At 61.6% G+C, this 14,757-nt stretch carries 15 protein-coding genes, 1 tRNA gene and 2 pseudogenes; 11 read left to right on the top strand and 7 right to left on the bottom strand.

The features are described 5' to 3' along the window. Positions 1 to 504: 504 nt before the first annotated feature. A complete protein-coding gene (locus XH98_RS07035; protein WP_271618202.1) occupies positions 505 to 702 on the top strand; it encodes a hypothetical protein in 198 nt (65 codons plus the stop codon). Between the two features lie 260 nt (positions 703 to 962). On the opposite strand, the gene XH98_RS07030 is transcribed toward XH98_RS07035, so the two are convergent. Continuing rightward, positions 963 to 1,889 (bottom strand): LysR family transcriptional regulator, encoded by a 927-nt coding sequence (locus XH98_RS07030; protein ID WP_271597419.1) that lies wholly within the window; start codon positions 1,887 to 1,889, stop codon positions 963 to 965. A 107-nt stretch (positions 1,890 to 1,996) separates the two neighbouring features. Here XH98_RS07030 and XH98_RS07025 point away from each other — a divergent pair, with 107 nt between their 5' ends. The 8 genes from XH98_RS07025 (at position 1,997) to XH98_RS41015 (ending at position 8,482) form a co-directional block, all read left to right on the top strand. Then, on the top strand, positions 1,997 to 3,157 hold the full coding sequence (locus tag XH98_RS07025) for a muconate/chloromuconate family cycloisomerase (RefSeq protein WP_271618201.1): 1,161 nt from the start codon (positions 1,997 to 1,999) through the stop codon (positions 3,155 to 3,157). Positions 3,158 to 3,160: 3 nt separating this feature from the next. Then, the gene (gene catC / locus XH98_RS07020; RefSeq protein ID WP_271597421.1) at positions 3,161 to 3,451 is read left to right on the top strand and encodes a muconolactone Delta-isomerase; all 291 of its coding nucleotides are present in this window, start codon (positions 3,161 to 3,163) and stop codon (positions 3,449 to 3,451) included. A 54-nt stretch (positions 3,452 to 3,505) separates the two neighbouring features. Next, on the top strand, positions 3,506 to 4,399 hold the full coding sequence (locus XH98_RS07015; RefSeq protein WP_271618200.1) for a dioxygenase family protein: 894 nt from the start codon (positions 3,506 to 3,508) through the stop codon (positions 4,397 to 4,399). Between the two features lie 45 nt (positions 4,400 to 4,444). Continuing rightward, positions 4,445 to 5,815, top strand: a complete 1,371-nt coding sequence (locus tag XH98_RS07010; RefSeq protein ID WP_271618199.1) for a Rieske 2Fe-2S domain-containing protein — start codon at positions 4,445 to 4,447, stop codon at positions 5,813 to 5,815. Next, positions 5,812 to 6,336, top strand: a complete 525-nt coding sequence (gene benB / locus XH98_RS07005) for a benzoate 1,2-dioxygenase small subunit (protein WP_333931616.1) — start codon at positions 5,812 to 5,814, stop codon at positions 6,334 to 6,336. The genes XH98_RS07010 and benB overlap by 4 nt, the downstream gene beginning before the upstream one ends. Positions 6,337 to 6,367: 31 nt before the next feature. Further along, on the top strand, positions 6,368 to 7,390 hold the full coding sequence (gene benC / locus XH98_RS07000) for a benzoate 1,2-dioxygenase electron transfer component BenC (protein WP_271618198.1): 1,023 nt from the start codon (positions 6,368 to 6,370) through the stop codon (positions 7,388 to 7,390). Next, positions 7,387 to 8,163 carry a benzoate diol dehydrogenase BenD gene (gene benD, locus XH98_RS06995; protein ID WP_271618197.1) on the top strand — a complete coding sequence of 259 codons (777 nt, stop codon included), beginning with the start codon at positions 7,387 to 7,389 and terminating at the stop codon, positions 8,161 to 8,163. The genes benC and benD overlap by 4 nt, the downstream gene beginning before the upstream one ends. Positions 8,164 to 8,266: 103 nt before the next feature. Beyond that, entirely contained in the window at positions 8,267 to 8,482 is a 216-nt protein-coding gene (locus tag XH98_RS41015; RefSeq protein WP_442868557.1) for a (2Fe-2S)-binding protein, read from the top strand. 200 nt (positions 8,483 to 8,682) lie between these two features. On the opposite strand, the gene XH98_RS06990 is transcribed toward XH98_RS41015, so the two are convergent. The 5 genes and pseudogenes from XH98_RS06990 to XH98_RS06970 all read right to left on the bottom strand — a co-directional run bounded on the left by XH98_RS06990 (position 8,683) and on the right by XH98_RS06970 (position 12,517). After that, positions 8,683 to 8,805, bottom strand: a tRNA-Met gene (locus tag XH98_RS06990). 459 nt (positions 8,806 to 9,264) lie between these two features. Continuing rightward, positions 9,265 to 9,624: pseudogene (locus XH98_RS41010) on the bottom strand (relaxase/mobilization nuclease domain-containing protein); the annotation flags it as partial. A 179-nt stretch (positions 9,625 to 9,803) separates the two neighbouring features. Then, a complete protein-coding gene (locus XH98_RS06980; protein WP_271618196.1) occupies positions 9,804 to 10,319 on the bottom strand; it encodes a plasmid mobilization protein in 516 nt (171 codons plus the stop codon). Between the two features lie 415 nt (positions 10,320 to 10,734). Beyond that, positions 10,735 to 11,721: a ParB/RepB/Spo0J family partition protein gene (locus XH98_RS06975; RefSeq protein WP_271618195.1), complete on the bottom strand. Its 987-nt coding sequence runs from the start codon at positions 11,719 to 11,721 to the stop codon at positions 10,735 to 10,737. Continuing rightward, entirely contained in the window at positions 11,711 to 12,517 is an 807-nt protein-coding gene (locus tag XH98_RS06970; RefSeq protein WP_271618194.1) for a ParA family protein, read from the bottom strand. The genes XH98_RS06975 and XH98_RS06970 overlap by 11 nt, the downstream gene beginning before the upstream one ends. 366 nt (positions 12,518 to 12,883) lie before the next feature. Here XH98_RS06970 and XH98_RS06965 point away from each other — a divergent pair. Continuing rightward, positions 12,884 to 13,139, top strand: a pseudogene (locus XH98_RS06965) (type IV secretory system conjugative DNA transfer family protein); the annotation flags it as partial. 370 nt (positions 13,140 to 13,509) lie between these two features. On the opposite strand, the gene XH98_RS06960 reads toward XH98_RS06965, so the two are convergent. Further along, the gene (locus XH98_RS06960) at positions 13,510 to 13,821 is read right to left on the bottom strand and encodes a DUF736 domain-containing protein (RefSeq protein ID WP_271599351.1); all 312 of its coding nucleotides are present in this window, start codon (positions 13,819 to 13,821) and stop codon (positions 13,510 to 13,512) included. Between the two features lie 408 nt (positions 13,822 to 14,229). Between XH98_RS06960 and XH98_RS06955 the strand changes: the two genes are divergently transcribed. Next, positions 14,230 to 14,430, top strand: a complete 201-nt coding sequence (locus XH98_RS06955; protein ID WP_271618193.1) for a hypothetical protein — start codon at positions 14,230 to 14,232, stop codon at positions 14,428 to 14,430. Positions 14,431 to 14,757 lie beyond the last annotated feature (327 nt).

Genomic DNA, 14,757 nt, shown 5'->3' with positions numbered 1-14,757 from the left:
GCCCAGAACCACGGGTGATCGTCATCGACGACCTGAACACGGAGATGGCGAAGACAGGTCGCCGCAGAAGCTCCCGGATCGAGTCAGACGGTCGGCCGGAAGCAGAAAAGCCGGTCGATATCGAAACATGCGGAGGTATCAAAGTAGCCTGCGCAAACCGATCAACGACGGTCGGGTCAGTTGTGGCGGAACGGCCTGGTTGTACTCCAGCCGTCTCACTCGGGAGATGGACGAGACGCGTCATGAAATAACCAAGCAAGCGGGCCGCAGCACGTGATTATGGGCTCGAAGCGTCCTCATCATCGTTACACATTGCGAGATTCCACCGCACAACGGTGCAATCGCCTTGCATTGAAACGTCAATACAATTCGTTTGTGTGCTCTGAGTTTTGAGCGGATATATAATGGGATATACGCGTTCGCGCGAGATCTCTCGATCGATGGAGCAAGATTGCGATGGGCCGATCGCAAAGAAGTATCAGGATGCGAAGGCCGGCAACAGGAATGTCGAGATTCTTCAGCCAGTCGAACCGCGATCGCTATCGCAAATTGGCAAGCAGTGCCATCAGTCACGAGGAGCAACAGCAGCTTTTGAAGGATCTCGCAAAGGAAATGGACGCGTTCAAGCGTGAGGTTCGCTGCTGCCTTTCGCCGACCGGCGAGAATGGTGGCGCCGTCCCCGGCTCTCCTGACCGGACCTGACGGGCAGGAATTCTAGCCCGGGGCAAGTGCTCTTCATCGCGCTGCGGAGCCATCTTGCCCGGAGTACGACAAATAGTTCGATTCGTTCGCTGCGATGCCTCGCTGTCGTGCGGTCAACGGCTTCCCGGGCTGCTCGTTCTTGCGAGGCGAAGTTGCTCGTTGCCGATCTCAACGTCCTGATCGGCGAAACCCGCCTCTATTGCCTCTCGCGGAGGCATGCGTACCGAAAATCTGCGTTTAATCTGGTCGGTCAATCACATTCATAGATCGAAACGCAGTAGTGCGTCAGGTACATCGTAGCCCCAAATTTGATACATGCGGGCGATAACGTCAGCCATCACTCCAAGTTCCGGCATCTTATCGCCCTGGCGGTGGCTCATAATGATGGGAGACGTCGCAGGTTCGGCGAGCCGCTTATAGCGCACGCCTTCGACCCGCGATTTCTGCACCGAGACCGGCACGATGCAGGCGCCTTCCTCGGCGGCGACGAGGCCGACCGCAATCTGAAGTTCGCGCGCTTCATGTGCGACCCGAGGTTCGAGTCCTCGATCATGGAAGAGAGCGATGACCTGGTCGGCGTAGCCCGGGCGGGGCGCGCGAGGGTAGAGAATGAGGCGCTCTTCGGCGAGTTGCTCAAGCGACACGGGAGCGCTTTGCTTTTCCAGTGGGTGATCCATCGGTAGGGCCACCACCAGCTGCTCCTCGCGCAAGATGATGCGGCGAACCTCGTCATCATCGAAGCGCACGCGTCCAAATCCAATATCGATCCGGCCTTCCTTGAGGGCGGCGATCTGTTCAAGAGTGACGAGCTCGACCAGATGGAGTTCGACCTCCGGTGCCGCGCGGCGGAACTCCCGAATGAGTTCGGGCAGGTGCCCGTAGAGCACCGAACCCACGAACCCGATGACGAACCGTCTCTTCTCGATCTTGAGCGTACGCTTCATCATCGTGCGCATCTCCTCGACACGCGCGAGCACCTGGATCGACTGTTCGTAGAAGAGCCGGCCCGGCTCAGTCAGCCGCAGCGGCCGCGACGAGCGGTCGATCAGCTCGGCACCGACTTCTGCTTCGAGCTGCTGGATCTGCCGGCTCAGCGGCGGCTGTGCGATGTGCAGCCGGTCCGCCGCGCGCGAGAAATTGCGCTCGTTGGCGACCGTCACGAAATAACGCAGCTGCCGGAGGTCCATGCCTCAATTATACCATTTAGGTATAGTATGTAAACCCAAACGATCTTTGTCGAACGCGCCGTCTGCCCGTATTTCTCAGGCAAGAACTGAGAAATTGAGGAACGACGGTGACAGTGAAGCCCGCCCATATTGATACCTTTATTGTCGACGTGCCCACCATTCGGCCGCACGTCCTGGCGATGGCGACGATGCGTAGCCAGGCGGTGGTCCTTGTCCGAATCGATTGTCCGGACGGTGTCGTGGGCATCGGCGAGGGCACCACGATCGGTGGCCTCAGCTACGGTGATGAAAGCCCCGAAGGCATCAAGCTCGCCATCGACACCTACATCACGCCGGTCCTGAAGACCTGCGACGTCTCCCGCGTCGCCGAGACGATGGCGAAAATCGGTCGAAGCGTTGTCGGCAACCACATCGCCAAATGCGCGGTGGAGACGGCCCTGCTCGATGCTGCAGGCAAGCGGCTCGGCGTGCCCGTCTCCGAACTGATCGGCGGCGGCCGCGTCCGCGATCGCTTAGCCGTGGCCTGGACGCTCGCGAGCGGAGATACCGCGCGCGACATCGAGGAAGCCGAGGCGATGATCGAGGCCAGGCGGCACTCGATCTTCAAGCTGAAGATCGGCAAGCGCAGCGTGGCCGACGACGTGGCGCACGTGGCGGCTATCAAGACGGCCGTCGGAAGCCGCGGCAGCGTCCGGGTGGACGTCAATCAGGGATGGGACGAGGCGCAGGCCGACATCGGCATGAAAATGCTGGAGGACGCCGGTTGCGACCTGGTCGAGCAGCCGGTCGCACGCGACGCGCTCGCGGCCATGGCGCGTCTCTCCGCGCGCCACGGCATTCCGCTGATGGCAGACGAGGCGCTGCACGGTCCGCGGGATGCCTTCCGCGTCGCTGCAACCGCGGCGGCCCGCGTGTTCGCGGTGAAAATCGCCCAGTCGGGCGGTCTCCGTGCCGGGCGCGACGTCGCCGCCATCGCCGACGCTTCGGGCGTCGGCCTCTACGGTGGCACCATGCTTGAGGCCGGCGTCGGCACGGCGGCCTCTGCCCACCTCTTCGCGACCTTTCCGAAACTCGCATGGGGCACCGAGCTGTTTGGCCCGCTGCTGCTCACGGAGGAGATCCTAGCCGAGCCCCTCGACTACGCGGATTTCACCCTGGGGGTCCCGACCGGACCCGGTCTCGGCATCGCGCTCGACGAGGACAAGATCGCTCGTTTCCGCCGCGACCGTACCGCGCCGACCCTGCACGTCGTCGCAAAGGGAGCTTGAGCCATGCTTACGATGGTCCAGATGAACGTGCGGATTCCGTTGGATTTTGACAAGCAGGAAGCCGAGCGCCTCAAGGCGCGCGAGAAGGAGCGCTTCCAGGAACTGCAACGCGCCGGCAAGTGGCGGCACATCTGGCGCGTCGTTGGCTGCTACGCGAACGTCAGCGTCTTCGATGTCGAAAGCAATTCCGAGCTCCACGATATCCTGATGAGCCTGCCGCTTTACCCCTTCATCGAGATGGAGGTGACGCCGCTCTGCCGGCACCCGTCCTCGCTGCATGAGGACGACCGCTAACGCTTCGAACCACGAACGTCCGCGCAGCGGACACAAAACCAAGGGAGAGACGACATGGATGCGAGCTTCGTTAAGACCCCGGAAGTCCAGGCCCTGCTCGACAAGGCTGCCGGTCTCAATCAACCAACCGGTGACGCCCGTCTGAAAGCGATCGTGCGCGACATCGTCGAGGCCGGCGCCGAGATCATCGCCCGCCACGACGTCAGCGAAGATGAATTTTGGGGCGCGGTGAATTTCCTGCAGAAGGGCGCGCCGGAATACGGCTTGCTGGTGCCGGGCACCGGACTGGAACATTTCCTCGATCTCTTCATGGACGCGAAGGACGCCGAAGCCGGACTGACTGGTGGCACGCCGCGCACCATCGAGGGACCGCTCTATGTGGCGGGCGCGCCGCTGCAGGAAGGTGACGTCAATCTGACCAAGGATGCCGACGAGACCGGCAGTCTCTACATGAGGGGTCGTGTGACCGGTCCCGACGGCGAACCGGTCAAGGATGCCGTGCTGCACGTCTGGCACGCCAATTCGCAGGGCTGGTACTCGCACTTCGACCCGACGCGCGAGCAGACTCCCTTCAACAACCGCGCACGCATCAAGCTCGGTCCGGACGGCAGGTATGCGTTCCATTCCAAAATGCCGAACGGATACTCCGTGCCTGAAGGCGGCGCCACGGACACGCTGATGAAGGCGATCGGGCGCCACGGCCATCGCCCGGCACACGTCCATTTCTTCATCGAAGCGCCGGGTCATCGCAAGCTGACCACGCAGATCAACTTCGGCGACGATCCGCATGCCGCCGACGACTTCGCGTTCGCCACCCGCGACGGCCTGCTGCCGGTGCCGCAACGCCAGGGCGACAGCGCCTACATCAACTTCGATTTCCAGCTTCAACGCGCCTCCGACGGCGCCGACGAGCAATTCTCGTCTCGACAGCGCGCCGAGGCGGCATAGCCGTCGAAAATCGACGCGACAACAACGACCGAGAGGAGAGGAACGATGACGACGATTCTGGAGCGCATCGAGGGTGCGGTGGTCGAGGACAAGGAGCGCGGACTATTCAGGTGCCGTCGCGACATCTTCACCGACGCGGAGATGTACGACCTCGAAATGCAGCACATCTTCGAGGGCAATTGGGTGTTTCTGGCGCACGAAAGCCAGATCCCTGACAACAACGACTACTTCAGTACCTGGATCGGCCGCAAGCCGATCATGATCACCCGCGACAAGGCCGGCGAGCTCCATGCCATGATCAACGCCTGCGCTCACCGCGGAGCGATGCTGTGCCGGCGCAAGCACGGCAACAAGGGCAGCTTCACCTGTCCGTTCCACGGTTGGACCTTCGGCAACACGGGCAAATTGCTGAAAGTGAAGGACGGCAGGACCGGCGACTATCCGGCCTCATTCAACACCCAGGGCTCGCACGACTTGACGAGGGTGCCGAGGTTCGAGAGCTATCGGGGCTTTCTTTTCGGCAGCCTGAATGCCGACGTGCCGTCTCTCGAAGAGCACCTGGGCGGCGCGAAGGCCGTGATCGACCAGATAGTCGACGGAGCTCCTGACGGCATCGAGGTGCTGCGCGGCAACTCCTCCTACGTCTACGACGGCAACTGGAAGCTCCAGATGGAGAACGGCGCCGATGGTTATCATGTGAGCTCGGTCCACTGGAACTACTCGGCGACGATGGGCCACCGCAACTACGAAAACGAGGGAACGAAGACGGTCGACGCAAACGGCTGGTCCAAGAGCGTGGGCGGCGTCTACAGCTTCGAGAACGGTCACATCCTGCTGTGGACCAACCTGCTCAATCCCGAGGTCCGTCCGGTGTTCAATCACAAGGAGGCGCTCGAAGCCCGGCTTGGCAAGGACCGCGCCGGCTTCATCGTCGGGCAGACGCGCAATCTCGGGATCTATCCGAACGTCTATCTGATGGACCAATTCTCGACGCAGATCCGCGTCGTGCGGCCCATCAGTGTCGACAAGACAGAGGTTACGATCTACTGCTTCGCCCCGAAGGGCGAGGGTGCGAAGGAGCGGGCAATCCGTATCCGTCAGTACGAAGATTTCTTCAACGTCTCCGGAATGGGCACGCCGGACGACCTGGAGGAGTTTCGAGCATGCCAGACGGCCTATGTCGGCGCCGGCGAGCTCTGGAACGATCTCAGCCGCGGTGCCGTGCACTGGATCGACGGTCCGGACGAGAACGCCAAGGCGATCGGTCTGAAGCCGCTCCTGAGCGGTGAGCGCAGCGAGGACGAAGGGCTGTTTGTGCGCCAGCATGAATTCTGGGCGAAGGCGCTGCGCGAAGCGATCCTCCGGAATGGCAGCGAGACGGGTGGCGTCACCCCGATGCAGGGAGAAGCCGCATGACCGCCGCAGCCGCCGCTACCCTCTCGCCTTCGGTGAAGTTAGACCTCGAGCAGGTGCGGGCCTTCCTCTATCGCGAAGCGCGCCTCCTTGACGATCGGCAGTGGGACGAATGGATCAAGCTCTATTCGCCCGACGTCGACTTCTGGATGCCGTCCTGGGACGACGACGACCAACTGGTCGAAGATCCCCAGAAGGACATCTCGCTGATCTACTATCCCAACCGCGAGGGACTGGAGGACCGCGTCTTCCGGATCAAGACCGAGCGCTCCGGCGCGAGCACTCCGGAGCCGCGGACCAGCCACAACATCTCGAATATCGAGATTGTAGAGGAGCGCGACGGGGAGCTGGATCTGCGCTTCAACTGGCACACGTTGAGCCACCGCTACAAGAAGACGGACAGTTTCTTCGGCACCGCCTTCTACACGCTGGATACGAAAGGCGATGAGCCGCGCATCATGGCGAAAAAGGTCGTCCTGAAGAGCGACTACATCCACCAGGTGATTGACGTCTATCACATCTGACGCAGCGCGTCCGGATGACTGGAGAGGTGACATGACCTATCGCGTGGCACTCAATTTTGAAGACGGAGCCACCCGCTTCATCGACTGCAACGAGGGTGAGAAGGTTCTCGACGCAGCCTATCGCAACAAGATCAATCTTCCGATGGACTGCTCGGACGGTGTCTGCGGCACCTGCAAATGCCGCTGCGAGCAGGGCGAATATGATCTCGGAAACGAGTATCTCGAGGACGCGCTGAGCGAAGCGGAAGCCGAAGACGGAATGGTGCTGACCTGCCAAATGGTGGCGTCCTCGGATTGCGTCATTGCCGTTCCGGTACCGTCCGGGGCCTGCAAGGTGAAGCCAGCCGAGCATGGCGGGGAGGTGAGCTCGGTCGAACTCGTCTCGGACAGCACCATCATCCTCAAGCTCAAGCTCGACAAACCCGACGCGCTCGGATTCCTGCCGGGCCAGTATGTGAATCTCACGGTACCGGGGACGAGCGAGCACCGCTCCTACTCCTTCAGCTCGAAGGTCGGAGCGGCGGAAGCCAGCTTCCTCATCCGCAACGTGCCGGGCGGTCTGATGAGCGGCTGGCTGGCCAAGGAAGCCGAGACCGGCGCCCGGATGACGTTTGTCGGTCCGCAAGGAAGCTTCTTCCTGCGGGCGGTAGACCGCCCCGTCGTCATGCTCGCCGGCGGCACGGGACTGGCGCCGATACTGTCGATGCTGGAAGTCCTTGCGGATCGCGGCACCGATCAGCCGGTGCACCTGATCTACGGCGTCACCAATGACGGCGACCTGGTCGAGATCGAGAGGATAGAGGCACTTGCCAAGAAGCTTCCGACACTGACCTGGGCGACCTGCGTCGCCAGCCAGGAGAGTTCGCATCCGTTGAAGGGCTACGTCACCGCACATCTCGCCGACGAGCATCTCAACGCCGGCGATTGCGACGTCTATCTGTGCGGTCCCCCGCCGATGGTCGAGGCGGTACGGGCCTTCTTCACGGAGAAGAGCGTCAAGCCTTCGCACTTCTTCTATGAGAAGTTTTCTGCGACCGAAGCGGAGGCGGCATGATCTTCGCCGACCGCTTTGCCGGAAAGAGACTAGTTGTGACAGGCGCTGCGCAAGGTATCGGGCGGGCCGTGGCGCTGCGCGCCGCAGCCGAGGGCGGCGATGTCCTGTTCGTCGATCGGGCGGATTTCGTGAACGACGTCGCGACGGAAGCAGGCGGTCGGGGACACGGTGTCGTCTGCGATCTCGAGACTTACGACGGGGCTTCGGTCGCGATGGCCGAGGCGGTGAGCCGCTTCGGCGGCATAGATATCCTCATCAATAATGTCGGCGGCGCGATCCGGATGCGGCCATACGACCGATTCCAGCCCGGGCAGATCGAGGCGGAGATCCAGCGTTCGCTGATGCCGACGCTGTGGTGTTGCCATGCCGTGCTGCCGCACTTCCTCAAGAGTGGTCGGGGCACGATCGTCAACGTGTCGTCGAATGCAACACGCGGAATTCACCGCGTGCCCTATTCCGCGGCGAAGGGTGGGATCAACGCCGTCACGCAAAGCTTGGCCATGGAATACGCTTCGCGCAACATCCGTGTCGTTGCGACCGCGCCGGGCGGTACCGAGGCCCCACCGCGACGAGTGCCACGCAACGCTGAGGGCGACACTCTCGAAGAGCAGGAGTGGATGTCCAAAACCGTCGAGCAGGTAAAGGATTCCAGTTTCCTCAAGCGCTACGCCGCGATTGACGAGCAGGTAGCGCCAATCTTGTTCCTCGCTTCTGACGAGGCGAGCTACATCACCGGCGACATTCTGCCCGTCGCCGGTGGCGACCTAGGGTGACGGATTCCCCTATGCGCCCGCGTACGATCGCCGTAGGGAATATAGACCCGGCCCGCAGGGGGGAAGTTTTTCAGCAACTCGGCATGACAATTTGGAGCGCACCGTGATCGTCTGCAGTTGCAATGTCATTAGCGACAGTCAGGTAAAGTCAACGATTGCGAACGTAAAGCCTTCGCGCCCAAAACATGTTTACGAATTCCTATGTTGTACGGCCAAATGTGGCCGTTGCTCGCGTACAATCCAAGCGATACTGGAATCGAATATCGCGGCAATGCGAACGGACAAAACCGAGAATAGCGCCTTGGCTTTCTCGTCTTGATTTTCGTCGGACGCACCGAACGGTGCCCCTCCCGCATGGCGGCCGCGGGTCAGCGCGCCTCAGCCACGGCTCACCGTTCCGCGACCGGCGACGTTTCCCGGCTGCGCGCCACGCGGCGTAGGACTCGCGACAGGTCCTCGACCGCATAGGGCTTCTGGATGATCAGAGGGGCACGATGCGGCGAAAGTGCCCATTCTACTTGGTAGCGAGGGAGGGACTCGAACCCCCGACCCCAGGATTATGATTCCTGCGCTCGGTTATCTGGTACGCTCGTTGCCTCGTGCTTTGGCGCCCCCTTCTACCTCGGTTCTGTGCTCCGCGCTGCGTTCCCGCGTATTGGCAAGCTCCGAAAGCGCGTTCTTCAGCGCATGCCGGCGAGTTTCAACGGTGGGCATTTCGTTGACGAATTGCCGTATCTGTCGCGCTAGCGCCTCATCTGCTGCCACTCCAGAGCGCTGCAGCTCGGCTGCATACTCGAGATATCGCCTCCTGATCGCGTCCTGACGTGACTTAATCTGTTCATCCCAAGGATATTTGGCAGTTCTGCCGCCCCTCACCTCCGAAAGCACCTGCTTTCTAGCGAGCCGATCGACATCGGGAGCGATCTTTCGCTTTCGCATAGCGATGACCGCCCCGCGGTCGGCCTTTCGAACCCGTCCGCGGGTTCGCCGAGGCGTGGCCTCGGCCGCGATCCCGCGAAGCCGGAGTTCGCCGGCAAACCGCTCCCGCCACGCCTGAAGATCCGCCTTGCGAGGATTGAGGCGCTTGCCGTCGTCGCCGAGTGAGCGAACCGTCAAGTGCACGTGGGGATGCTTGTCATCAAGGTGCTGGACGAAGACGTAGTCGTGATTGTCGCCGAACGTCTCGATGGCAAATGCCCGGGCTGAATCCTTAACGGCGACGGCGTCGGTGCCAGCCGGCATCGACAGAATGATGTTGATCGAAAGCGATCCATCACGGCGGCGTTTGTGGTCGAGACTAGCATCATCCACCCAGCGTTGTTGCAGATCTTTCAAGCCGGAACGACCCGCCAGCGTCGCGCCCTGCTCTGTTTCCCCCACGAGCTCACCGTTTCGCGTGATGTATGCAAGGTGCGACTTCAGATGCGCCACGCCTTTGGTGCGGCCCGTGATCTTGACCATCACCTCTGGTGCTCGGCGCACGATGCGCTCGAGCTTTGCACGCATCGCCGGCGTAAGGCGGCCGGGAGCTGCTGGATCGGGGATATCCCACTCGGCTCGCCGTGGGCGCCGGTTCGGCGTTTCCCAGACATACGAGATCGGCGGGAGTTCCGGGGCCGGCCGCGGCGAGTAGCGCCGACTCATCGCCGCCCGTCCCAATAATCCGCGTTGCTATTCAGCGCATTACGCAATTGCGCTAGCTCTCTTTCAATGACCAATTTGGCTTCTTGAATTGCGGACAGATCGGGCTCAACCGCCCTGCCCCGCAGCACACTGGTGTTCGCGGCCCGCGCGATCTGATTGATGTTGCCGCCGATCCTATTGAGCTCTCGAACGATCGCACGAAGCGCGTCATGCTCATTCGGGGAATGCTGTACGGGTGATCCCAACCGCGATCGCACTAACGCGATAATCCAGCCAGTTCGGGTCATGCCACGTTGCTGAGAGACTTCAGCGAGCTGCTGCATCTCACTCTCGCGAAATCGCACCGTCACCTTTTCTGGCCGTCCAATCGGCAACGCGATGCGCGGCGCTGGTGCAGCTAGTGCATCAGCAATGAGACGCCGCAGCAGCGCGGACTTACCGCCCTGGGCGGCTGCAAGAGCTGAGAACTTCGCCGCGAGTTCGTCGGAGACGCGAAGCGAGATCAGAGCCACGCACTCAAATCCCAATCGCGATGTAATACATCGCTGGCGCAAAGCCTATCCTGCACTAGAAAGAAAGAAAATTTGCCCCTTGATGTTGGTTCAAGCCAACACTCTCCGCATTTGGCGCTCGCCAGGATAAAGCGATCGAAGGCCCCTGCTCTCTGCGCCGAATTCTGCTCGCGGCGATCACTTGCCGGGTTAGGCATCGCAAATACCGATCCGCCGGCAAAGGAAACGAAGGCTCTAACTGACACCGACATTGTGGGCCGCGACTTTCCAGCAGTCTGCGGCCTCTCTACGGCGCTGTGGGGAGCGCGTTCGGCCTTCGGCTGCTGCGCTGACGCGCCATCCCTCTGATGGGAAAGTCGCTCCGCCGGCGCACACCAATAGTCTGCCGCCGCAGCAGCGAAAGTGTCGAACGAGCTCATCTTGACAGGATCTCCTCGATCGTGAGCGCCGACGCCGGAAATTCCTCTTCTTTATCCACACCATCGACCAACACCACGGCGTGACGGGAGCCCTTCGTCGCGGGCCGATCGACAACAAGCTGCCCGGTCCGATCCTGATACCGAACCCTGATTGCCAGCGACGCTGCCGGTTTCGATTGCGAAACGACGCTGGTCTTTAGCAGCTGATCCTCAGTTGCCGCTTTGCGGTCGGTCACACCGTTGCGCGGGAGCACTTCTTCCGGGAGGAGATCGGATTTTTCGGATCGAGGTCGCCCAACCGATAATTCCTTCCGAGGATTGGCGCAGCCGCCCTCCCTGCGAACGTCCCGGGCCAGTTGTCGAGCCTGTGCGTCGGTAAAGCTGTCCTGCGTCGCGCATCGCCGTTCGATCTCATCGGGGTGCGTACGCCAAGCCTGATAGAGTTCATAAAGAGCACGGATAGAACTGCCCTCAAGTCGAGCCCGAAGAAATTCCGGCATGCTTTGAACCGAGGCGTAACGCGACACCCAGTCTCTTGGCTTGCCTAGCTTGCGCGAGATCTCCGCCTGGTTATCGCCGGCGTCCAATCGGTCTGCGATGAACCTCGCGATCTCAGGCGCGCGCAGATCATCACGCTGGATATTCTCGATCATCTGGGCGTATCGGTCAGGCAAATCGACGTCTTGAATGAACGCGGGCATTTCTCGCAGCCCGGCACGCTGCGCGGCGCGGTACCGGCGCGCGCCCATGGCGATGACGTAGCGTCCTTCTTCACTAGAACGGCGAAGCACGATAGGTTGCAGTAAGCCATGTTCGGCAATTGATTGGGAGAGCTCCTCCAATTCCTGTTCGCTGAAGGTGCGCCGTGGTTGATCGGGATCTTCGTCAATGCAGTCAATGGCGACCAGGAGCGGCCGCCCGGTTGGGTCGCCAGGGTTTGCGGCGGCATCGACGAGCTCCTTGAAGCTGAGATCAAGCGTCATTCGTCGTCTCCTGATCGAGCCGTTCCACGATCTTCGTGAGAACCGCGCGGATTTCCCGACCGGCTTCTTGCGCCGAGCGACGCTTCAAGCTCCACACCGGCACCCGCTCCGCAACGGCTTCGGCGTAGCCGTCCCGTGCAACGATCTGGCCTGGGAACACGTACTTGCCTGCTTCGCGCAACAACTGCTCCAAGTGTGTTCGTTGACGCGGCGACTTGGTATTGAAGTTCGACGGCAGCAGGCCGAGGAATCGCGTCTCCTGACGGCCGTAGCGTCGTTGCACACCGATCACGGTCTGCATCAGGGCTTTGACGCCCTTTACAGAATAATCTTCCAGGTAAATCGGCGCCAACACATGCGAGGCGGCGATCAGGCAAGCGACGCTGCGAAAGCCAAGCGATGGCGGGGTGTCGATTACGCAAACATCGAACCGGTCGGCGGCATCGGCGAGATTCTGCCGCAGGTACGTAACGGCAGCAACATTGCCGCGATCGATATCCGTCAAGGAGCTGTCTGCCGGCGCCAGCGTTATGCCGTTGTTTTCGCCGGCTACAAACCGGATGGCCGGCTTGAAGAAATCGGCCGCCGAAATCGACCCCGCATGCTGCCTGAGCGTGTCGGTCGCGTTGCCCTGCGCATCAACATCGATCATCAGAACACGGCGGCCGGCTTCCGCCATGAACCAGGCCAGATGCACGGCAAGCGTCGTCTTGCCGACGCCGCCCTTTTGGTTGTTGATGACGATCGTGTTCACCGGGTCGACCTTGGTGCGAACATCTGCGCCCGTTTCATCCATGTTCCTCCAGACCTTGCTTCGGCTGCCGGCTCGGTCTTCATTTGACCGGCCTCTTCATCCTGGGTGTTGGTTTGAACCAACGCCCGCTGCGAACGAGCACGCGGCAGAATCCTGAAGGCCAAGCACAAAATCCCCTGCCAGAAGAGTCAGGTGGACCGAGCCACCTAGAAACGAAACGCTCGGTCGAAATGAGCTCGCATCGATTAGCAGGCGCACACCGGAGTTGAAGCAAGACAACGAAAACCAATGCGTATGCCCCCTAGCCTGTTGGTTCAAACCAACACGTTCTGAGGCAGCGACACCTCGCAATGTCCGTACAGTGAAGGAATACGAGACGGAGCCGACGCCCACCAAACCTGGACGACAGTAAGAACCGCGCGGCGCCCTCGGGCGCAAATACAGATTAACCTGCTAATGCTCTTCCAGCTGATCGGCCAGATGCGGGAAGCCAATGGCGGCCGCGATGCGATGAGCAAATGGTTCGAAAGCGGCGTCCAGGATCTTGTTCTCGACGATCAACGATCCCGAGACAGCGAAGTATATGTCGAATCGCTGCGGCGACACGACCGTGGAGGTCGATCAGCTCAGCCAATCTTCGCAAATGTCGGCTCAGGCGCGGACATGATCGAAGCAACTCGCCCGCCGCCCGCTGATCATGCCGTCGGATCGGCACGAACGGCAAGACGATGATGCAAACCTTCGACGACAGCGCGAGAGCCGGCCAGCCGTTTGGCCGGTCGAGCGGACAAGGCAATGCCCGAGGCTATGCCCCGGTGGAAGCGCTGATCCGCGGGCGATGCGTCGCCGGACGTGGTTGGCTGGTTGCGTTGCCGGATCACCTCAGCGAGTTGCGCTTCGAGGGCCTTGCGCTTCGCGGGACTGAACAGGCCGTCGCGCGGCGCGCAGTTCCTCAATAACGTCGACCGGCATGAGCTTCTCTCCGTTCGGAGGGAAGAAGGCCCCGCCTCGCGGCGGAGCCTTGTTTGGGAGGCTCAGTCCCGGTTCGGGCGTGACCAGATCATCTGGAGGCCTTCCTCGCCCTCCACCTCGATGAGGGTGGCGTAGATCGGAGCGGGAAAGCTCGGATCGTCCAGCTTGACGGAGAGGTAGTCGCGCTCGGTATCGCGGGCGACCTTCTGCCAGGCGGCGCCCAGCTCGACGTTGCCGGAATAGATGCGGAAGTGCGGACCCTTGTCGGAGGGCGTCTCGACGCGGACGAACTTGGCCTTGACGTTGAGGTTGAGAGTCTTGATGGCGCCGGAGAAGCCGTTGTCCGTTACGATGAAGGTGCCGATGGTAGCCATTGTCTCATTCCTTTGGTTTTCTCGGGCCGCGCCCATCGCGACCTCGATGGCGGTCGTGAGACCGGAGGCGATCGACCCGCACCTGAAGGGCCGAAACGAAGTGGAGGGCGGCCGGCAGCGACTTTCTTGTCTCGCGAGGAATGGCGCGCAGCGCCAGGGGAAGAAAGTCGAGGACGGGCGTTGCGGGGACAAGATCGAGGGCCCGCACAGCGGAACCGTCCTTCGGTCAGACCAGCCGTAATCGAGGACGCAGATGGGCTGCCCGTCGTGAAAACAGTTGGATTGAAGCCAGGCCCGTCGGCAACGTCACATCGTGCGGTCACAAGCACTTGCGACAAGATCCGATTGTCCTGACGAGGCCGGCTGAAGACTGCATATCCCCGCGCAAAGGGTCCGGGGGAGCAGCAGATGCGAGTCGGAGTTCGCCGCCGCCGCAAGGTCGACAAACACCTGCCGACGAACTGGCATGCCCGGATATCCTGCGTCTGCTGCATCGATGCTGCGATCTTCGATGAGGGCAACAGCGTCCACGATCCGGCCGAAGCATTGCGGACGATGGCTCCGGAGGTTTGCGACGGCGAGGCCGGGCGCGCGCGGTTGGGTGCGTGACCAAATTGGACCAAAACGGAGTCGAAGCGCCGCGCCACCGGATGTTGCGATGACCCCACGCCGGTGGCAGGCACCACACTACTTTCGCACTCGTTCGGCCATAGATCGAGCCGACCACGGTCAGCATCCGTCGAGCGGATCTGCCTCGTCCAGCGGGGCGCAGGATCGATGCAGAAAGACCAGGCCACAGGCACCGCAGTGCTCGAGCGAAGCGCACGAGCGGCATCGACGTCCGTCCCGGCTTCGGGATGAGTGATCGCAGATTTGACGCTAGCCCGCGTTATCGTTAACGGGCAATCGATGGTTACACTCTTCAGCGGGATCGGA

Origin of the sequence: Bradyrhizobium sp. CCBAU 51745, from assembly GCF_028128715.1 — a bacterium.
Classification (GTDB): Bacteria; Pseudomonadota; Alphaproteobacteria; order Rhizobiales; family Xanthobacteraceae; genus Bradyrhizobium; species Bradyrhizobium manausense.
Note: the sequence above shows the minus strand (reverse complement) of the source record. Positions and strands in the feature narration are given on the sequence as shown.